Source organism: Bradyrhizobium sp. AZCC 1578 (assembly GCF_036924675.1).
Classification (GTDB): Bacteria; Pseudomonadota; Alphaproteobacteria; order Rhizobiales; family Xanthobacteraceae; genus Bradyrhizobium.
Map to the genome: position 1 here is coordinate 7,514,112 of NZ_JAZHRZ010000001.1, position 18,746 is coordinate 7,532,857.

Consider the following 18,746-nt stretch of genomic DNA (forward strand, 5'->3'; position numbering starts at 1 on the left):
CCAATCAGGCGGTTTCGGGCTGCAACATACTGATTTTGCCCGTCGATGCCAGCGTTTTACGGCCGGTCTGGCAAGCTGCTTGAAGCCGCAAATGGCTGGATTTTGCCGTGTTATGTGACGCGTCTGGCAAGCAACTGAACGATGGGCCGACCGTTGCTGATGGCCTTGAAGCAATGGTTTAAGCGGTTTGCGAAGATCCGCAGCTTTGGCTGATTGCGGCGACATCGATCGGGCGAATGGACAAGGAGGGCGTCTTTCGACATGAAATGACGGAGCTGGAGCTGGATCTTGCCGCTTCCTCCGGCTCGCCTGTCGAACGCAAAGAAAGTCGAATAATATCAATGATATTTGCCGATCCCCTGATCGCCTTGATTGGCTCCGCGGAGGATGCTCGGTGGATTCGGAACCGCCTGTGATGGTTGATATCGACCAGCCCTCGCCTTGGTGGTCGGCTACGCGGCATGCCGATCGAAAGCCGTTCCTAATGGCGCGTGCTGCGATCACGAGGGCAGTGCGAGGCTGGTTCGACGAGCAGGGTTTTACCGAGGTGGAAACCGGCGTCCTGCAGGTCTCGCCGGGCAACGAGACGCATCTGCATGCCCCACGCACCGAAATCATCAGCCACGATGGCACGCGCGCGACGCGCTATTTGCGAACGTCGCCGGAGTTCGCCGCCAAGAAATTGCTCGCCGCCGGCGAAGCCAAAATCTTCGAATTGGCGCGCGTGTTCCGCGACCGCGAGCGCGGCGATCTGCATCTGCCCGAATTCACGATGCTGGAATGGTATCGTGCCAAGGCAGGCTATGATGCCGTTATGGCCGACACCATCGCCGTGATCGCACATGCGGCGCAGGCGACCGCGATCGGGCAGTTTTCGTTCCGGGGCAGAACGGCCGATCCCTTCGTCGAGCCGGAACTGCTGACGGTGGCATCCGCGTTCGACCGCTTTGCCGGGATCGATCTGTTGGCCACAATCAGCAATGGCGAGGGCGATCGCGCGGCGCTTGCGGCAGCAGCAAGGCCGCGGGTGCGGATCACCGATGACGACACCTGGTCGGATATTTTCAGCAAAGTGCTGGTCGAGCATGTCGAACCGAATCTGGGGCAGGGGCGTTTGACTGTCTTATTCGAATATCCGGCGCCGGAGGCAGCCCTTGCTCGGGCGAAAGCGTCCGATACGCGCGTCGCCGAACGTTTTGAGGTCTATGCCTGCGGCGTCGAACTCGCCAACGGATTTGGCGAATTGACCGATGCCGGCGAGCAGCGCCGCCGTTTCGCCGCTGATATGGACGAGAAGGAGCGGCGCTACGGCGAGCGCTATCCGCTGGATGAGGATTTTCTCGCAGCGGTTGCCGCGATGCCGCCGTCGAGCGGCGTCGCGCTCGGTTTCGACCGGCTGGTGATGCTGGCAAGCGGCGCGCTGCGGGTGGACCAGGTGGTGTGGACGCCACCGGCAGGAGAGACATGAACAAGATCGACCCGAAACTTTTGGCAACGCTGCGGCAGCCCGCCGATCTCATCGAGCGGGGGTTGGCGAAGCCGGCCGATCTCGCCGACCTCGAGCGGGTCGCCGCGCGCTACGCCATCGCGGTGACGCCTGATATCGCGAACCTGATCGACACGGAAAATCCTGACGATCCGATCGCGCGGCAATTCATTCCGAGCGCGCTCGAACTAATGAATGCGCCCGGTGAAAATGCCGACCCGATCGGCGACGACGCGCATTCGCCGGTCGCCGGCATCGTCCATCGCTATCCCGATCGCGTGCTGCTCAAGCTGGTGCATGTCTGCGCGGTGTATTGCCGCTTCTGCTTCCGCCGCGAGATGGTCGGGCCCGGCAAGGCAACGGCGCTGTCCGAGGCCGCCTATCGCGACGCGCTGGACTATATCCGCAACAACAACGAAATCTGGGAAGTCATCCTGACCGGTGGTGATCCGCTGATGCTGTCGCCACGGCGGCTGGCTGAGATCATGACGGACCTCGCCGCCATCGATCACGTCAGGATCGTTCGCATCCACACCCGCGTGCCGGTGGCTGCGCCTGCGCGCATCGATGGCGACATGATCAGGGCGCTGAAAGCTGACGGCGCAACGACCTGGATCGCCGTTCACGCCAATCATCCGCGCGAATTGTCGGGCGAGGCCCGCGCCGCCTGCGCGCGGCTGGCCGACGCCGGTGTTCCGCTGGTGAGCCAGACGGTGCTGCTTCGCGGCGTCAATGACGATGCCGCGACGCTGGAAGCGTTGATGCGGGCCTTTGTTGAAAACCGAATCAAGCCCTATTACCTGCATCATGGCGATCTGGCGCCGGGGACCGGGCATCTGCGCACTACCATAGCAGAGGGACGGGAACTGATGCGCAACTTGCGCGGCCGCGTTTCGGGCCTGTGCCAGCCGGATTACGTGCTCGACATTCCCGGCGGCCATGGAAAGGCGCCGATTGGGCCGAATTATTTGTCGCATGCAAGTTCCGGGGAATGTGAACTATCCTCGGAAGCGCAGTATCGTATCGTCGACTATTGCGGAGACGTTCACCTCTATCCGCCAAAGCCGTGATCGGGCGATGACGGAGGACGGCGAGGAGAAACAGGAGCCGCCGGAAGACGAGGGCCATCGCAGAATCGAAAATGCCGTTCTGCTCGGCTTCTTCGTCCTGCTGGTGGCCGCCGGAATCTGGTTGCTGGGCACCATGGCCGATGTACGAAAGGCGCAGGACTGTGCTGCCCAGGGACGGCGAAACTGCGCAACGATCGACGTGCCCGAACGGACACGATAAAGGAATCTAAAAGGCGGAGAATCAGGATGCAGAGAACAATCTTGTCAGTCGCGCTGATGGTCCTGATCGGCATGCCTGCTGCGTTCGCGCAGGGCGGGACGTCGACAATGCCAAAGAGCAACCCGAGTGCCGGAGGGATTCCGGAGGCGCCGATCGGACACCGGCAGCCCCGCCGCAGCGATGTGCCCAGCGAAAAGAACCTGAACGATCCGAACGATCCGCTGAGCAAGGAAAACGCAGCGCTCGACCGCAAGATCAAGAGCATCTGCCGCGGCTGCTAGGCATGATGAAGCAAGCCTGACACAATGGATCCGTCACCTCTGAGGCGGCGGTGCGTAGCGGCCCTCGAAGGGTGACGGCCACCAGCCGGGTCATTGATCCTTCAAGGCTCGCTTCGCTCGCTAGTTCACGGACCGGCTCACAGGTCGGAAGTCCGCGAAGATGACTGAACCGGCTATCGCCGGGAGAAAGCCGGCCGTCCGGCTTTTCGCCTCGCCTTTGGCGAGCTTACCACGGACGAGGAAAACCGCTTCCAGCCGCGCTGGAGGTAGCGTACCGGCATCGCTACTGCCGTTCGGCCAGTTGTTCGGCCAATTCCTCGACCATGTTTTGACGTTCGGGCGGACCAGGCTGCGACGCGTCCGGCTTTTTATTCGAGTCGATGTCAGGCATTCGTATGCGAATGTTGCGCGGCAGATTAAGCGCAAGATCTCAGGTAAATAACCCAAACAAGCTCGTGCTAAATTTCGGGCTTGACTTGCCCCAGATCGCGCATGTGGAGCCACTGCCCGCACGCCCGGGAGTTTCATGTGGTGGTCGGCCTTTGTCCTAGCGATGCCGTTGACGTCCCGACCCGGTTTCGTCATCTGCAACGCCTATGACCTCGTACTCGAAGACGATGCCTTCTGGATCGTTCACCACGAACCACTCATCGGCGAGGTCCGAGTTTGCAAACACCTTGAGATGGTCACGGTCGCCGACCTTTTTCTTTGTATCGACGTAAATCCAGACCGTTTTCATCGATCTCGCGCCAGCTTGCGGCGTCCCCAGTGAGGGTCCTTGCGAGATAGGTTAAACTCCCGAACGTGGCTCCGGTTCAATGCTTTCATGACACCGACGCGCGAACATCGTCGGGCCGCCGAGTCCGCCAACAGCATTAGCGCCTCGATCGCGGCCTGCCATTCCGAGAACGGCCACGGCCACGGCTATCACCCGTTGATGGGAACTAATCGATCATTGTCGGCTTAATAGCCAAATGATGAGTGACTTCACGCCCAAGAATCGCATCAACAGCGAACCAGGACGACCGCGCCGCATACTACCGTGGGTTTTACTTATTCTCCTCGCGGTTGCCATTGCGGCAGTGCTTTGGGCTAGCAATCGAATCGGATCCGAGTCCTCGCCATTAGCGGCTGTTCACCCCAATGTTGAGCCGTCTCTGGCTGCCGAAATCGCTGACAAGACGGCTAGACATGCAGTGGCCAATCTCCAGCAAACGATCCAAGAGCTCCAGGCAGCACAGGAACGTGCCGCGGAACAGATCAGCGGTCTACAGCGGCAGATATCGGCTGAGCAGGGCCAACGTAAGTTGCTTTCGGAACAGTTGGGTGGGCTTTCCGCTCGCGTGGATAGTCTCCAAGGATCGAATGCAGCAGCGCCACCCGGCCCGCCGCCACCTGCCAAGAAAGGGCGCGGGCAATGAGTGAGGGCTCAGCTTCTGCGCGGCATACCTAGTAAGTCAAGACCAGCAGTCGTTGCACAATCGCGCCTAAGCAGACGAGCACAACCAGTAATTTTAGAAGGTTTGCTAGTTTCCTATCGGGGGCAAACTTTTCGATAGCCCAAAAACAAATTGCCCCCACGACAACAATGACCAGAACCCCAATCAGAACTGAAATGATCGCCATGTCGGCATCCCCCGAGCACTGCCTCTAGCGGGGCGAGCATCCTAGTGCTGTGGTCCCACGTCAAGAGCTGGCTGGCTCATGCCATCGATTAGGGAGCCGATAAGCTTCAGCAGCGCTTGGTGTTCTGGGCCGTTGGCACCGTCTCGGAGAAATTTACCAATGTCCGTGTAGGAGATTTGTCCACCGGAACTCACGTTCGGCTGATGTTTCACGGCGGGCATCCTCGACACCGGGTCGCGCGTCAACAACCAAAAATCGCCGTTGCTGCTCTCGTAGAGAACTCGTTCAATCATAGGCATCTAATCGAGCCCGCGATGTTCGGTTCTGACTGATTCCCGGGGGAGTGCGCGCCTTGAGCAGCTCGGCCGCGATTTGGAACCCGACCGAGCGTCAGTGGCTGTACAGCTAATCCCCGCGCCTTGCTGCCGACTTCCACAAGGTCTAGAGACAACAGCCACCAAGTATGAGCATGAATCGTCAGCCGCAGATCACAAGCTGACACGAGGAACGACTGCGTCAGGTCGTTTATCTGCAACCCCGGTCGCGATCTTGTCATCCTGAACTGTCAGTAATCGAGATCTGACAGGAATGTAGTGTTCACGATTTCAAACTCGGACTCCAACCAACCTTTCATCAACTGCGCACGCGCCAGACGATGCGTTTCGGAATCTGAGGTAGTGCATTTCACCGCGTGATGATCGATGCCCGAAATCTCGAGCAGCGTGTCGAAGCTTGCCTGGCGATCTTCGCGATTCCCGACTTCGGCAAAGTAGATCGTATGGTCGAACTTTCCCATCGCCCAGCAAAATTGAACGGGGGTTTGCGCAACGTCGGCAACTGCCAAGTTCGGAACAATCAAAGCTGCAATCATGATCAATCGAATGACTAATTTAATCATCACACCATTCCAAAAAATGTCGTTTGAGTTGCTGGTCTGAGGCCGCTACCGCTTGGTGACAGGCTTGGCCGTTGTCGGAATATCGATTGATGCTGGCCCATCTTTCAGGCGTGCCATCTGAGTTTCGTTCGACGCTCTGAGGTCGCGCGCAGGTCCATTTGCAAGAACGAGACCGACCGCGACGATGATCGCGGCCAAATAGGTGAGGTACAAGCCGCCAGTCCACCGACGGTAGGTGCGCAGGTCGTCCGCACTCAGTTTGCTGGGAAATTGCTGGTTGTTCGGAAATTGCTTCATCGAAACCTCGTTCGAAATAGAAGTCCCGGCAAAGCAGTATTCCGAACTGCGATTTCGTAAGTGTGAAGTATGCCACAGGCCCGCCAATTTTTTGCTGCTAGCGCAGCTTTGACGGCGTCGCGCGGGTGCGTACGCTTCGTAGTGCAGCTTCAATAGAAGCTGGGCAGGGCGCACCGATCGCGCCCTACTTCGCCATCATTCGACCCGGGTGGCTACGCCGAGCGCTCCTCCCGGAAACTGCGCGATGGCACGTTCCGGCGTGTTACCACGGCATCAGCCAGCATGTTCAGCGCCGACACCGTCGTCTCCCAGTCGATGCAGCCGTCGGTGATGCTCTGCCCATAGGCGAGCTGTTTGCCCGGCACGACGTCCTGGCGGCCGGCGACCAGATTGCTCTCGATCATGACGCCGGTGATGCGCTGCTCGCCATCCGATATCTGGCGCGCGATGTCGGCGACCACCAGCGGCTGGTTCTCCGGCTTCTTGTTGCTGTTGGCGTGGCTGGTGTCGATCATGATCCGCGGGGCGACGCCGGCGCGGACAAGCTCGACGCAAGCGGCATCGACGCTTTCCCGGTCGTAGTTCGGCTTGTTGCCGCCGCGCAGGATGATGTGGCAGTCCTCGTTGCCCGTGGTTGCCGCAATCGCCGAGCGCCCGCCTTTGGTGACAGCCATGAAATGATGCGGATGCGAGGCCGACTTCACCGCATCGGCTGCAATGCGGATATTGCCGTCGGTACCGTTCTTGAAGCCGACCGGGCAGGATAGACCGGAAGCGAGCTCGCGATGGATCTGGCTCTCGGTCGTGCGAGCCCCGATCGCCGCCCATGCCATCAGGTCGGCAATGTATTGCGGCGTCGTCATGTCGAGGAATTCGGTCCCGGCCGGCAGGCCGAGATTGTTCACGGCGGAAAGCACGTTGCGGGCGAGCCGCAGGCCCCTGTTGATGTCGAAGGAGCCGTCGAGATTGGGGTCGTTGATCAGTCCCTTCCATCCGACCGTGGTGCGCGGCTTTTCGAAATAGACACGCATCACGATTTCGAGGCGGTCGGCGAGTTTTTCGCGCAAGGCGGCGAGCCGCTCGGCGTAATCAACGGCCGCGGCGGGATCGTGGACGGAGCAGGGGCCGACGACCACCAGCAGGCGGTCGTCGGTGCCGTGCAGGATGGCGTGGATGGCATTGCGCGCCGCCATCACGACGCGCGTCGCGGTCAAGGTGCGCGGTATCTCGCCCATCACCTCCTGCGGCGTACTCAGCTCTTTCAGTTCGCTAATTCGAAGGTCGTCGGTGGTGCTCAACACGGCTATGGCTCCTGTTTCTAGGAAACCTGCCGGCCAACAAAAAAAGCCGCCAGGTTTGGCGGCTGTTCGGACTTCTTGGCTTCAATTCGTCAGATTGAGCGCGATCCTCCCACCGCCAGCGAGCTGTCGTAGCTAAAATACCAAAAGTTGCTGGCGGCGATCATGATCATGGCGGGCTCTATAGCGCACCAAGCGGGTCTTGTCATCCCATAATCGGCGGCATCAGGACTTGCGCGCGGCGAGCGCTATGCCGACCAGTGACGCGCCGCCGAGCACGAGATTGATCCCGACCAGGAGGCCGATCGCCCATTCCGCCGAACCCGGCAGGCCGGCGATGATGATGAATGCGATCAGGAGGTCCATCACGCCTGAAATCAGCAGCCAGGACCAGCGCTCCGACAATTCGCGGCGGTGGTTCAGTGCGTACATGATGCTGACGACGCCCTCGGCCAGAAAATACGCGCCGACCACGATGGTGAGCGTGAGAACGCCTTGCGCGGGCCGCGCCAGCAAAATCCCGCCGGCTAGAACGGCGAGCGCCGCCGAAAACAGCGACCACCAGAAGCCCGGCATCTGCCGCGCCCAGTAAGTGACGAACAGCCCGGCAATGCCGCTGATCAGAAACATCCAACCGAGGAAGATGGTGACGGCGAGGCTTGCCAGCGGCGGCACGATCATCGCAGCCAGGCCGAGCAGGGCGAGCACGATGCCTTCGAACAGGAAGGCCTTCCAGTGCGCTTTCACCGCGGCATTCATTTCGGACTGCAGCTTGCCGATGTCCGGGGGAATATCTTGGGTCATTGGAAACTCCCGATACCTGCCGCGCCGAATATCCAATACCCGGTACGCCGGCTGCGGGTAATATTGTTGGCTGGCTTTTTAAGCGAGATCAACGACTGAGGGATGACGTTCAGCCCGGCTCGGGCGCGGACGAAAATCCGTCCGAGGACTTTCTGATGCGATTGCGGCCAAACACATAGACAGCCGACGTGGCCAGCAACAACGCCAAGCCTACCAAGATGGAGGTCATGCCGAGCGGAATGAGAAGCAGCGACGCATTGCGCTCCGGATTGACGAACCAGTGATGAAGCGAGGTCAGGACGAAAGCCGCGCCGGCGAAGCCCGCACCGCTGCCCGCGAGCAGCAGGGCCCACATTCGCCGCAACTGGCTCAGCCGCTCACGCGCGATTTCGGTGCGCGGCGCATGATGGCGGCCGACGCGCCGTATCAGCCGTATGGCAAACCCGATCGAACTGAAACCGATGAGCAGGCTCGCCGCCCCCAGCAGCATTCGCGCGTCGGGGCCGAGATCTTGATGTTTCTGTAGCGTGAGCAGCGGAAAATCGAATGCCGCATGCAGCGCGACCGGCGCGAACAGCGCCAGCGCCCAGCTCGAGATCCGCGCCCAGTCGCGATGATGGCGATGCGCACCCAGCGCGGTGCCGGCGCGCGCGATCGCGATATACGCGCCTGCGATGATGCCGAGTGCGCCGTGAAACGGCACCGTCAATACGCTGCGCAAGGCGGCCAGCGACCGCCACATGTCGGCGTGCTGCACGAGATAGGCGAGATTTTCGTAGGCCGCGAAGCCGAGGCCCGCGGCCGCACCGTAGACCACCGTGTCCATTGGGTCGGCAAACGCGCGGCGGCGCACCGGCAATGACACTAGAATGATCACGAGGACCTTCACGATTTCTTCGGGCGCGGCCACCCCGAAGATCGAACGCAGGCCTTGTGTCATCCAGGGGTTTCCAGGCACCGCAAGGATCGCGGCAAACGGGGCGCGCGCGATTCCCAACAGCGAAATGCTGGCCGCGCCGAGGATGAAAGCGAGCCACACCCGCACCGGCGGGCCTGGGCGCTCATCGGCGGCGATAACAAGCCATAGCACCAGCAACGCCGGCGCGATCGCGGCAACGCCGATCGATGTGGGGAGGGCCTGAAGCAACAACATCTGCGGAAATTTACCTCATGTGAGCGTAAATGGCCGCAAATCCAGCCGTTTGCAAGAAAGTCAGACGCGACTCCTTGTCACCAAGGAACCTGGCCGAATCCGGCATCGCTCAGGCGGCGGCCTGTTGGCCGATCTTGCCCTGTACCACCAGCAATCCTGCCAGCGCGACCAGCGCGAAGCCGGCGCCGGCCAGGAACGTGCCCTGCGGCCCTGCGATATCCCAGAGTGCGCCGGCAATGACGCTGGCCGCGAGCATCGCTACGCCGCCGAGCAGGTTGAAGAATCCGTAAGCCGTGCCGCGCAACTCGGCCGGCGCGGTATCCGCAACGAGCGCGGCCAGCAGTCCCTGCGTCAGCCCCATGTGCAGGCCCCACAGAATGACGCCCAGCGCAACACCGCCCACCGACGGCAGCAACGCCAACACGATGTCGGCGGCAACCAGCACCAGTATGCCGCTCGCCAGCACGGCCGTGCGGTTCATGCGATCCGAGATGACGCCGGCGGGGTAGGCTGCGAGGGCATAGACGATATTCATGGCCACCAGCACGGCGGGCACGAGCGCGATCGGCACTCCGACATTCTGGGCGCGGAGAACGAGGAAGGCCTCGCTGAAGCGCGCCAGCGTAAACACACTCGCGACCGCCACCACCCACCAATAGGCCGACCCCAGGTTTTTGATCTCGGCCAGGCTGATCGGATTGCGCACGGTGCGCAGCGCCCGCGGCCGCTCCGGCTCACGCACGGCGAAGACGATCAGCGCCAGCGCCAGGAAGGCGGGAACTACGGCAACCCAGAACACCGCCTTGAAGTTGTCCGATGTCCACCACATCAGGGCGATGGCGAGCAGGGGACCGACGAAGGCGCCGACCGTGTCGAGCGATTGGCGCAGCCCAAAGCTCGCGCCGCGCAGATCGGCCGGCGAAAGATCGGCCACCAACGCATCACGCGGGGCGCCGCGAATGCCTTTGCCGATCCGGTCGACGAAACGCGCGGCCACCAGCCAGCCGACGGTTGGCGCCAGCGGAAACACCGGCTTGGTGAAGGCCGCGAGGCCGTAACCGATGGCAGCCAACCATTTGCGTTTGCCGAGCCAGTCCGAAAGCGCGCCGGAGAATATTTTTGTGATGGCGGCGGTCGCCTCGGCGATGCCTTCGATGACGCCGACCGTCACCATCGATGCGCCGAGGACCGAGACCAGGTAGATCGGCAGCAGGGCGTGGATCATCTCCGACGAGATGTCCATCAGCATCGAGACGAAGCCCAGCACCCATACGCTGGCCGGAATGTCCCTGATCGAATAGGCCGGCCTGGTTTCAGCAACCATGTCGCATCTCGCGTCGCCTCATTGCGCCAACAGCCGCCGGCAGGCGTCAACAAAGACCTCCGCTCCGGTAATGATGTCGGCGTCGGCGGTGTTCTCGGTCCAGTGATGCGAAATGCCGCCGATCGAGGGCACGAACAGCATGCCGGCCGGCATAACGGTTGAGAGAATCTGGGCGTCATGACCGGCGCCGCTCGGCATGCGGAGCGACTTGCCATCGGCAAAAGCTGAGCTGGCAGCCTCGATGGCCTGCTGGAACGAGCCATCCATCCGCGCGGGCGTCCCGGTGCGGATGCGCTCCACCGCGACGGCGCAGCGGCCTTGGGCGTTGACCTCTGCGGCCATGCTGTGGAGCAGCTCCTCCAGCCGCGCAATCACGGCAGGATCATCGTCGCGAATCTGGAACAGCATTTCCGCCGCTCCCGGGATGATGCTGGGCGCACCGGGGTCGAGCGCGATGCGGCCGGTGGTCCACACCGTGCGCGGGCCGCAGGCGGCGGGGAAACGATTGTCGATATCGACGCAAAATCTGGCGAGTGCGAGGCCGGCGTCCCGGCGAATGGCCATCCGCGTGGTGCCGGCGTGGTTTTGTTCGCCCGTAAAGGTGATGCGGTATTGCCATATCCCGACGATGGACGTGACGATACCGATCTTGAGGCCGCTGCTTTCCAGTGCTTCGCCCTGCTCGATATGGGCTTCCAGATAGCCGGTATGCCGCCCTTGTTCGCACCGCGCGCGGGCGCGGCCGGCAAGGCCCGCGTCGCGTAGCGCGTCACGCATGCTCCTGCCATTGTTGCGATCGCGCGCGGCGTCGATATCGGCTTCGGTGACGCCACCGACATAGGACCGGCTGCCGAGGAAGTGTCCGAAATGGCCTTCCTCGTCGCACCACGCCGCCACTTCGACGGCACCCTTTATATTCGGGTCGGGATTGATGACGCGCGCGGCTTCGAGCGCATAGACCACGCCGAGCGGTCCATCGAGCCAGCCCGCGTGGTTTTGGCTTTCCAGATGCGATCCCGCCAGCAGCTTCGGCCCGCTTTTCGTGCTGGTGCCGAGCACGTTGCCGATTCCGTCGATCTCGCCCGTGAGGCCGGCCTCAGGAAGCTGTTGCACCAGCCACGCCAGCGAGCGCAGATGGGGTTCAGAGAAAGTCGGCTTGTGAACGCCGGTCTTGTAGGCGCCGATGGCGCGCAGCGCGTTGAGATCGGCGAGGACGCGGTCGCCATCGACGCGCGCGAAAATGTCAGCCATGCTTCCCGTAGTTCTCCGGAGTAGAACAAAGTTCCGTTACCGTTCTCGGAGTAGAACAAAGTTCCGTGAACGCCGCCAGCAGCTTTACTTATCTTCCGGAATGCAACGCCAATGCAATGATTGCTAGCCATGCCACGATCACGAGCGCCGTCACCTTCCGGTCTTCTCCTTAAGCGTGTAGTCACGCATTCTTTTCGCATAAGCTGTGGAGTGACCAGACGCTTTACGTCCGAGAGTCGCCGAATATGATTATCCGAGTATGATTATAATGGCTGTAGCAGTTATCGCGACGGCCGTTTCGACCTGTCCGGTCCGGGAAAACTTCGAGGCGAATCGAAAGGCGTCAGGCGTCGAAAGTCGCGTCGGCGGGCTAGGAGAGACTAGCTGTCTGCCGAACATGGCGTGGTTTTCGCTCATGCGGTTTCATGGCGGCGACGACATTGTTTGCGAAGCAATTTGCGGTCGGCAACTTGATCGCGCCGACGACGATGCGTTTCGCGTTTTTTTCGCACAGGATGATCCCAGAAACTCGCGCCGACCGTCCGTCAGGTATCCGGCGGAAAGTAGCACTGCAACGTAAAGCGGAGTGCGACGTAAGGCGCGACACAAGTTGTGATTGCGATAGCGGCCGTATCCATTTCCCTGTCCCTCATTACATACGTGCCACGGTCCGTTTGCCGGAACCTGCGGACGACGGGGAACCTGAGCTCTGAAAATGGTTGCCCCAAGCCTTGAACGCGGTCGGCTTGGGCTTTGAAAGTGGTGGCAACGTGATGGCGCGCCATTCAGAACAAAACTACGAACTCTTATGTTGTTGAAATCGCGATATGATTTTGAGCAAAGCTCAATCGTGGTGCCGCACCCATGTTCATAATTTCCACTTCTCCGGGTCGGAGGCACCGCTGGACTGAAGGTTCGGGGCCCTAGTGGCCGGTGGAGCGTCGGTTCATTTCCTCCAGAAGCTCGCGCATTGCATCGAACTGCGTGCCGAAACCTTTCCAATCTCCGGACTTCAATCGCTCCACTGCTTGATTGTAGCGATCAAGCGCCTCCCGTGCCCGACTTGCCGCCGGGCCTGTGACGGGCCTCTCCTCTGTCGTGGTTGAAACTGCTGGTGCAGCGCCGGCCTCTATGAACAGCGCTGACAAGGCCTCGGCGAGCGTCTCTTTCATTACCACATGTTCGCCGTAGGCTGCGATCACGCGCTTCAGCTCCGGCAGGTGTCCGTGCTCCGCTCGCAAATAGAGCGGCGTTACATAAAGGATCGAGTTCTCGATCGGGATCACAAGCAAGTTCGCACCGCGTATCACCCGCGAGCCCATCTGATTCCATAGCGTGATTTGTTGCGATATCTCGGTACTCTGATTGATCCGCGCTTCGATCTGGAATGGTCCATAGACGAGCTTCTCCTTGGGAAACTCGTAGACGATCAGCTTGCCGTAGTCGGGCGCGTCGCAGCGCGCGGCGAGCCACGCGATCATGTTGTCGCGACGGCTAGGCACCATCGGAAGCATGAGGAAGAACTCGGCCTGCGGCTCGCCGGGCAGCCGCATGATGATGTAATAAGGGGCCATCGTTGCAATGCCGCCACCGCCCGGCTGGCGCGGAAACTGCCAGAGATCCTCGCGGTTATAGAAAACGTCGGCCGCCTCCATGTGGTAGGTCTGATACAGCCGCGCCTGAATCAGGAACAGGTCCTCCGGATAGCGAATGTGTTTCTGCAGGTCCGGCGGCATAACCGAGAACGGCTTGAACAAGCCCGGAAAGATGCGCTGGAAGGTTGCGGCGACAGGGTCGCGGGTGTCGATCAGATAGAAGTCGACGGTTCCGTTATAGGCATCGACGATAACCTTCACTGAATTGCGGATGTAGTTGAGGTCCAGCTCTTGCGCCGGCTGTGCATAGGGGAAATAGGAACTCACCGTATAGGCGTCCTGCATCCAGAACATCCGCCCATCGCTGATGACCAGATAAGGATCGTGATCGAGCCTGAGGAACGGAGCGATCGTCCGTACCCGCTGCTGGATATTGCGGCGGATCATGATCCGGCTGTCGGCGGTGATGTAGCCTGAGAGCACCAGGTTGGGGTCGTTGAAGTAATAAGCAAACAGGCCTCTCCACACCATCGTTCCGATCGGAACGCCACCGGTGCCGTCATAGGCCGCGTAGACATTGTCCTTTCCCTTCGGATAGTCGAACTCAGGAGTGCTCCCCTTGACGATGACGTAGCTGTCGCGTTCTTCGCCGTAGTAGATGCGCGGTTCATGGATCTGGGGGCCTCCATCCGCAACAGGAGGTATGTCGCGCAAATAAAAGAATGGCAGCCCTTCGGTGCTCTTGCGAGTGACCGGGCTCATCACCGCGCCGGTGCCGTGAGTAAACAGCACGTGGCGGTTGACCCATGTCTGTGCATTCGGCGGCAGCAAGGAGGGCCGCAGTTCGCGGGCCGAGATCATTACGCTTTGGTAGGAGCCATCGAGCCAGTAGCGATCAACGTCAAGATGGTGGAATTTGTAGTAAGTGCGGATCTCCTGCAACTGCGCGTAGGTGTCCGACAAGGGCTGCCAGTCCCACAGCCTGATATTCTCGATGGTCGCCTTATTGGCGTCGAGCGTCTTGAAGGTAAGCTCCTGTTCGGCAGTAAACGGCTTGGCTGCGATCTGATCGAGATTGTATGCCTGCCGGGTGAGTGCGATGTTGCGTTCGATGTAGGGCTTCTCCAGTTCCAACTCGCTTGGTTTGACGAAGAACTGCCGGAACAGCACGGGAGCGACGCCGGACAGGACGACAGAGCCGATGACGACAAGCAGGACCGCGGCGGCAGGGAGCCGGTAGGTCCTCACCCGCAAGTTTGCCAACGCAGCAAACGCCGCAATGATCGACAGCCCGATCATTAGCCACAGGCCCGGTAGCCCCACATGCACCTCGGTGTAACTGGCGCCGACGACGACGCCGTTGTCGCCATACAGTAGAAGGTAACGGTCGAGAACGTACGACCAGGCCTTCACGACCAAGAGGAGAGCAAGCAACGCCGAGCCGTGAGCAATTGCTGTCGGCGACATCGATCGACGATGAATGCCGTACTCGATATCGCCGTGCACCCAGTAGATCGCTGCAGCGAAGAGCGCGCTCAGAACGAGTGTGAGCAGCATCCAGTTTTTGACGAGGATATAGGCTGGTAGCACGAAGAGATAGAAACTGATGTCCTTGTTGAAGAGCGGATCGTCTGCGCCGTAGGGAACGTGATAGAAAAATGGCAGGATGATGCCCCAATTGCCGGCTTCTGCCGCGGCAACCAGCAGAGCGAGCAATCCTGCACCGCCGGCGATGACGCGAGGCCACGGCAGCCGATCGCGCATGACCGCGAACAGGTCGGGCGGCGGCACATCGCCCGCGAGATTCTGCACGAAGGCCGCGACAGATTGCGTCGGCAGCCGTCGGGCAAAGTGCACCGCGAGCCATCCGTTCAACCAAAGGACGACCGCAGTTCCGGTCCAGACTGCAAAAAAGACGACGGCCTTGGCGCCGATTGTCGTCCAAAAAACCTGCGGATAACCGATCGCGGAAAACCACAGCCAGTCAACCAGGAAGTCGCTCGTGAGCCAGAGCAGGATCAGGCAAATCGCGACGAAGGCGGCCGCAATGATGGACCCGACCACGGCGCTTTGCCTTGGTACCTTCCGTTCGGGTCCGGTAATCCCGATCGTCATGGTTTTATTATAGCGGGAATGAGGGCCGCCGGCCGCTTGATTCGTGGTCGGGATTGCGAGTCTACTAGGCGGGGGACCCGGACGCCCGAAGCTCTGTCGCCGGAACCGCGGAACGATCGAAGCTGTTTCGAACGTTTTTGGGGGGCGGATCAGCCGATGGCTTTCCGCCAGCACGCGTTTCTATGCCAACTTCCGCACCGCCAGATACCGCGGCATTTAAGTTGATGCCTTGGGCCATGGCGAAAACCCACCGGCATGGATGGCATCCGTGCCGTCATGGGTTCGCAGTTTTGTTCGGAGTGGTGGCAATTTGGCGCTCCCTAGCGGAATCGAACCGCTCTCTCCACCGTGAAAGGGTAGTATTTGGGTTTGTCGACGTCCATAGGGGTACAAAACTTATTTAATGACATCAGCGACTTAGTTTATTATGATCCACCATCGTCCAGTCAACGATGCTGCCGTATGCTGGACATTTGCTGGACATCAGCGGCGTTCGCAACGTTGGCAGGGTTGATATGGCTCGCTCGGTCAGAGACGCGTCCCTAGATACGAGGACGGCGCGCGGCCGCCTAAGGGCCCGCGGGAAGCCATATTGGCGGCAACTGGAGCCAGGACTGCACATCGGCTATCGCAAGCCGCTTAGCGGACCAGGAAAGTGGGTTGTCCGTCATCACCTCGGTGGCAAGAACGATTACGTGACGGATACATTCGGCACCGCCGATGACTTTTCAGACCCCGATGGCATCGCCATCCTCAGTTTCTGGCAGGCCCAAGCGAAGGCCCGCGAGCAAATGGTTCAGCGAGCGCACAACGGTCGCGTCGCGGACGCGCCGCGTACGGTCAAGGACTCGGTGGACAGCTATATCGAATTCTTAGAAAGCCACCGGAAGTCTGCGAAGGAGGCGCGGTACGCGGCCGATGCTTTCATTCTGCCGGCTCTTGGAAAGATTAAGCTTGATGATCTGACCGCCGACCAGGTTCGGAAGTGGCACGTCGGGCTCGCGAAAGCGCCGGCTCGCGTTCGGACCAAAAAGGGCGGCGAACAGAAGTTTCGTCTCAATGAGAATGACCCAGAGCGTGAGCGCCGGCGCAAGTCGACAGCAAACCGCATTCTCACAATTCTGAAAGCCGCCCTCAATAGATCGTGGCGGGACAAGCATGTCACCAGCGATCGCGCGTGGCGCAGCGTTGAGCCATTTAGGAACGCGGAGAGCGCGCGCATTCGCTATCTGTCCCTCGAAGAAGCGACCCGTTTCATCAACGCGTCAGAAGAGGACTTCCGCAAGCTGGTCAGGGGTGCGCTGGAGAGCGGAGCGAGGTATGGCGAGCTATGCGACATGCTTGTGGCCGACTTCAATTCCGACGCTGGAACAGTCTCGGTGCCCGACCCCAAAACTGGGAAGCCGCGGCACATCGTGCTGAGCGCCGACGGCGTCGACTTCTTCGAGGAGATCACGGCGGGACGCACCGGGACGGAGCCGATTTTCTTGAAGGCGGACGGCTCGAAATGGCTCGACGATCACCAGGCGGATCCGATCCGCGAAACGAACAAGCGGGCCAAGATCACGCCCTCGATCAACTTCCACGGACTGCGTCATACCTGGGCCAGTCACGCTGTGATGAACGGCATGCCCTTGATCGTTGTGGCGAAGAATCTCGGTCACTCGACCACACGTATGGTCGAAAAGCATTACGGCCACTTGGCGCCATCGTATGTGGCACAGGCGGTGCGCGCGCATGCACCGAAATTCGGCGCCGTGCTCGGCAATGTGCGGGCCATTCGCCGGAAAAAAGATCGGCAATCATGAGAAAGAAAGAAGCCAATACAGCGACGGTACGTCCCGATAGACGAAAATATGAAGCACCGGCAGGCTCGTCCAAACTTGATTCTGAAGTTGATCGGATAAACCGGCAGCGCAATTCCAAAGCCGATCCGCTTCGAACTAGGCAGGGACTTTGGCGCGCGGCACTTCATGCTTCACTGACCGAAGAGGATCTCGGACCGCGCCCGCAAAGGATCAATGAGGCGAAAAAATACCTCAAATCTCTGAATGCAGTAAGAAGGCACATGATCGCCGCTTCTCAGGCGGACACGGAGTTAGTTTACCGCGCCCTGGTCTTTGTTCCAGATGACCCGAGCGATTCGTCGCAATTGTTGAGCCGTCAGGCTGTTGAACGAGACTTCCTGCAACTAAACGCCGATCTTAGACACGCGCACGATCTGCTCTCGAAATACTTAAACCGAAATGTGCTTCCAGGACGAAATGTTCCGCCGTCAACTCAGTCATCAAACGCAGCGGATCACTTCACGCGCGCGTTCGTCGACATGGCAAGGGCCGTTTGGCGCGATGAATTTGGGGATATGCGGGGACGCGATGATCCGACCAATTTCTCAACGCTGATCGCAACCGCCCTGGAGGAGTTCGGGTATCCCCAGCAGAGTGCGAGCCATTGGTTGAAATTCAAGGAGCGCGTGCGCAAGCAAATTCGTCCAAACAGACGCAAGCGCTCAATTCGGAAATAGAACGCAAATTTCAGAAGGTTTAATTTCCGGGTCTGCAAGTGGACCGCGGGCGGCCGTTCGTACACGTTGAAACACGACGACGAACGGAGAGCGCACGATGGAAATTAAGCCCGCATACGGAATCGAAGAGCTCGCTAAGGCTGGCCCTCTCAGGCGAAGTTCGCTTTTCAACGCCATCAAGGAACGGAAGCTGATCGCGCAGAAGGCTGGCCGGCGCACGATCATCACGCACGACAACTATATCACTTTTCTAAAGGGACTTCCGGTCGTCGGCGACGTTGCGGAAGGCAAGCATACCGCCAAGGGCGGGGCAGCCTGATGCGCCCCGATCGAACAAGCCACAAAGCCGATCGCAACCTGCTGCTCGGCTTGGTCGACGCCCTCAGCGTCTCGAAGACCCGCCTGAGCCGTGACCTATGCGGCGACTGGAACATCGTCGGCCGCCGCGGACACATCGCGACCGACGGCACCGCCATATACGTGTACATGGATTGCAAGACCAAACGTCGGTGGGAAGCCGCTAAATTCGCTTTAGGCCTGCCCGCAACGCAAGATGGCGACACTGAGGGGGTCATGCGCCTGGACGACCTCCCGTCCGAGTCATTGGCCGAGACGATACGGCGCCTGTTGGGACTGAGAAAATCGGTCCGCCCTTCCGACCGGCAGCGTGCCATTCTCAGCCGCTTCCATTTCCGGCGCGACAGCACGCCAGTTTCGGGCGGATTTATCTCGACAGCGGATGCGGCCGCTACCCACCCAGCCCCAACGACTCCAAGCGCCTGATGCTTGCAAATGAGCGAGGTA

General features: G+C 60.4%; 19 protein-coding genes and 1 tRNA gene. 8 read left to right on the top strand and 12 right to left on the bottom strand.

The window, feature by feature from the left end:
* Positions 1–415: 415 nt before the first annotated feature.
* The 4 genes from epmA to V1290_RS35865 are packed head-to-tail and all read left to right on the top strand — an operon-like array spanning position 416 to position 3,057.
* The gene (gene epmA / locus V1290_RS35850) at positions 416–1,468 is read left to right on the top strand and encodes an EF-P lysine aminoacylase EpmA (protein WP_334368795.1); all 1,053 of its coding nucleotides are present in this window, start codon (positions 416–418) and stop codon (positions 1,466–1,468) included.
* Positions 1,465–2,556: a lysine-2,3-aminomutase-like protein gene (locus V1290_RS35855; RefSeq protein WP_334368796.1), complete on the top strand. Its 1,092-nt coding sequence runs from the start codon at positions 1,465–1,467 to the stop codon at positions 2,554–2,556. Before epmA ends, V1290_RS35855 begins: the two co-directional genes overlap by 4 nt.
* A 7-nt stretch (positions 2,557–2,563) precedes the next feature.
* The gene (locus V1290_RS35860; protein ID WP_334368797.1) at positions 2,564–2,776 is read left to right on the top strand and encodes a hypothetical protein; all 213 of its coding nucleotides are present in this window, start codon (positions 2,564–2,566) and stop codon (positions 2,774–2,776) included.
* Between the two features lie 26 nt (positions 2,777–2,802).
* Positions 2,803–3,057: a hypothetical protein gene (locus V1290_RS35865; protein WP_334368798.1), complete on the top strand. Its 255-nt coding sequence runs from the start codon at positions 2,803–2,805 to the stop codon at positions 3,055–3,057.
* 547 nt (positions 3,058–3,604) lie between these two features.
* Here V1290_RS35865 and V1290_RS35870 read toward each other — a convergent pair.
* The 12 genes from V1290_RS35870 to V1290_RS35925 form a co-directional block, all read right to left on the bottom strand.
* On the bottom strand, positions 3,605–3,796 hold the full coding sequence (locus V1290_RS35870; protein WP_035725866.1) for a hypothetical protein: 192 nt from the start codon (positions 3,794–3,796) through the stop codon (positions 3,605–3,607).
* Positions 3,797–4,506: 710 nt separating this feature from the next.
* Entirely contained in the window at positions 4,507–4,683 is a 177-nt protein-coding gene (locus V1290_RS35875; RefSeq protein WP_156908475.1) for a hypothetical protein, read from the bottom strand.
* Between the two features lie 41 nt (positions 4,684–4,724).
* Positions 4,725–4,982: a hypothetical protein gene (locus tag V1290_RS35880; RefSeq protein WP_334368800.1), complete on the bottom strand. Its 258-nt coding sequence runs from the start codon at positions 4,980–4,982 to the stop codon at positions 4,725–4,727.
* 266 nt (positions 4,983–5,248) lie between these two features.
* The gene (locus tag V1290_RS35885) at positions 5,249–5,581 is read right to left on the bottom strand and encodes a hypothetical protein (RefSeq protein ID WP_334368801.1); all 333 of its coding nucleotides are present in this window, start codon (positions 5,579–5,581) and stop codon (positions 5,249–5,251) included.
* A gap of 45 nt (positions 5,582–5,626) precedes the next feature.
* Positions 5,627–5,878, bottom strand: a complete 252-nt coding sequence (locus tag V1290_RS35890; RefSeq protein ID WP_334368802.1) for a hypothetical protein — start codon at positions 5,876–5,878, stop codon at positions 5,627–5,629.
* A gap of 212 nt (positions 5,879–6,090) precedes the next feature.
* Positions 6,091–7,179, bottom strand: a complete 1,089-nt coding sequence (locus V1290_RS35895) for a 3-deoxy-7-phosphoheptulonate synthase (protein ID WP_334368803.1) — start codon at positions 7,177–7,179, stop codon at positions 6,091–6,093.
* Positions 7,180–7,401: 222 nt separating this feature from the next.
* Positions 7,402–7,980, bottom strand: a complete 579-nt coding sequence (locus V1290_RS35900; RefSeq protein WP_334368804.1) for an HdeD family acid-resistance protein — start codon at positions 7,978–7,980, stop codon at positions 7,402–7,404.
* Positions 7,981–8,089: 109 nt separating this feature from the next.
* Entirely contained in the window at positions 8,090–9,133 is a 1,044-nt protein-coding gene (locus V1290_RS35905) for a PrsW family glutamic-type intramembrane protease (RefSeq protein ID WP_334368805.1), read from the bottom strand.
* A 109-nt stretch (positions 9,134–9,242) separates the two neighbouring features.
* Entirely contained in the window at positions 9,243–10,457 is a 1,215-nt protein-coding gene (locus V1290_RS35910; RefSeq protein WP_334368806.1) for an MFS transporter, read from the bottom strand.
* Between the two features lie 18 nt (positions 10,458–10,475).
* Positions 10,476–11,708, bottom strand: coding sequence for a Zn-dependent hydrolase (locus tag V1290_RS35915; RefSeq protein ID WP_334368807.1), 1,233 nt, complete (start codon positions 11,706–11,708; stop codon positions 10,476–10,478).
* Between the two features lie 923 nt (positions 11,709–12,631).
* Positions 12,632–15,418, bottom strand: coding sequence for a UPF0182 family membrane protein (locus V1290_RS35920; protein ID WP_334368808.1), 2,787 nt, complete (start codon positions 15,416–15,418; stop codon positions 12,632–12,634).
* 311 nt (positions 15,419–15,729) lie between these two features.
* Positions 15,730–15,822, bottom strand: a tRNA-Glu gene (locus tag V1290_RS35925).
* A gap of 291 nt (positions 15,823–16,113) precedes the next feature.
* On the opposite strand from V1290_RS35925, the gene V1290_RS35930 reads away from it, so the two are divergent.
* The 4 genes from V1290_RS35930 to V1290_RS35945 all read left to right on the top strand — a co-directional run bounded on the left by V1290_RS35930 (position 16,114) and on the right by V1290_RS35945 (position 18,725).
* Positions 16,114–17,226 carry a tyrosine-type recombinase/integrase gene (locus tag V1290_RS35930; protein WP_334368809.1) on the top strand — a complete coding sequence of 371 codons (1,113 nt, stop codon included), beginning with the start codon at positions 16,114–16,116 and terminating at the stop codon, positions 17,224–17,226.
* Complete coding sequence (locus V1290_RS35935) at positions 17,223–17,942, top strand: hypothetical protein (protein ID WP_334368810.1); 720 nt, start codon at positions 17,223–17,225, stop codon at positions 17,940–17,942. Before V1290_RS35930 ends, V1290_RS35935 begins: the two co-directional genes overlap by 4 nt.
* Before the next feature lie 97 nt (positions 17,943–18,039).
* Positions 18,040–18,261: a hypothetical protein gene (locus V1290_RS35940; RefSeq protein WP_334368811.1), complete on the top strand. Its 222-nt coding sequence runs from the start codon at positions 18,040–18,042 to the stop codon at positions 18,259–18,261.
* Complete coding sequence (locus V1290_RS35945) at positions 18,261–18,725, top strand: hypothetical protein (protein WP_334368812.1); 465 nt, start codon at positions 18,261–18,263, stop codon at positions 18,723–18,725. The genes V1290_RS35940 and V1290_RS35945 overlap by 1 nt, the downstream gene beginning before the upstream one ends.
* Positions 18,726–18,746: the final 21 nt, after the last annotated feature.

What these genes read in the sequence shown, in the direction of transcription:
- V1290_RS35940 (WP_334368811.1), top strand. Translation starts at nt 18,040, where the DNA reads ATGGAAATTAAGCCCGCATACGGAATCGAAGAGCTCGCTAAGGCTGGC.
- epmA (WP_334368795.1), top strand. Translation starts at nt 416, where the DNA reads ATGGTTGATATCGACCAGCCCTCGCCTTGGTGGTCGGCTACGCGGCAT.
- V1290_RS35875 (WP_156908475.1), bottom strand. Translation starts at nt 4,683, where the DNA reads ATGGCGATCATTTCAGTTCTGATTGGGGTTCTGGTCATTGTTGTCGTG.
- V1290_RS35915 (WP_334368807.1), bottom strand. Translation starts at nt 11,708, where the DNA reads ATGGCTGACATTTTCGCGCGCGTCGATGGCGACCGCGTCCTCGCCGAT.
- V1290_RS35920 (WP_334368808.1), bottom strand. Translation starts at nt 15,418, where the DNA reads ATGACGATCGGGATTACCGGACCCGAACGGAAGGTACCAAGGCAAAGC.
- V1290_RS35935 (WP_334368810.1), top strand. Translation starts at nt 17,223, where the DNA reads ATGAGAAAGAAAGAAGCCAATACAGCGACGGTACGTCCCGATAGACGA.
- V1290_RS35910 (WP_334368806.1), bottom strand. Translation starts at nt 10,457, where the DNA reads ATGGTTGCTGAAACCAGGCCGGCCTATTCGATCAGGGACATTCCGGCC.
- V1290_RS35890 (WP_334368802.1), bottom strand. Translation starts at nt 5,878, where the DNA reads ATGAAGCAATTTCCGAACAACCAGCAATTTCCCAGCAAACTGAGTGCG.
- V1290_RS35945 (WP_334368812.1), top strand. Translation starts at nt 18,261, where the DNA reads ATGCGCCCCGATCGAACAAGCCACAAAGCCGATCGCAACCTGCTGCTC.
- V1290_RS35865 (WP_334368798.1), top strand. Translation starts at nt 2,803, where the DNA reads ATGCAGAGAACAATCTTGTCAGTCGCGCTGATGGTCCTGATCGGCATG.
- V1290_RS35900 (WP_334368804.1), bottom strand. Translation starts at nt 7,980, where the DNA reads ATGACCCAAGATATTCCCCCGGACATCGGCAAGCTGCAGTCCGAAATG.
- V1290_RS35880 (WP_334368800.1), bottom strand. Translation starts at nt 4,982, where the DNA reads ATGCCTATGATTGAACGAGTTCTCTACGAGAGCAGCAACGGCGATTTT.
- V1290_RS35885 (WP_334368801.1), bottom strand. Translation starts at nt 5,581, where the DNA reads ATGATTAAATTAGTCATTCGATTGATCATGATTGCAGCTTTGATTGTT.
- V1290_RS35855 (WP_334368796.1), top strand. Translation starts at nt 1,465, where the DNA reads ATGAACAAGATCGACCCGAAACTTTTGGCAACGCTGCGGCAGCCCGCC.
- V1290_RS35870 (WP_035725866.1), bottom strand. Translation starts at nt 3,796, where the DNA reads ATGAAAACGGTCTGGATTTACGTCGATACAAAGAAAAAGGTCGGCGAC.
- V1290_RS35905 (WP_334368805.1), bottom strand. Translation starts at nt 9,133, where the DNA reads ATGTTGTTGCTTCAGGCCCTCCCCACATCGATCGGCGTTGCCGCGATC.
- V1290_RS35860 (WP_334368797.1), top strand. Translation starts at nt 2,564, where the DNA reads ATGACGGAGGACGGCGAGGAGAAACAGGAGCCGCCGGAAGACGAGGGC.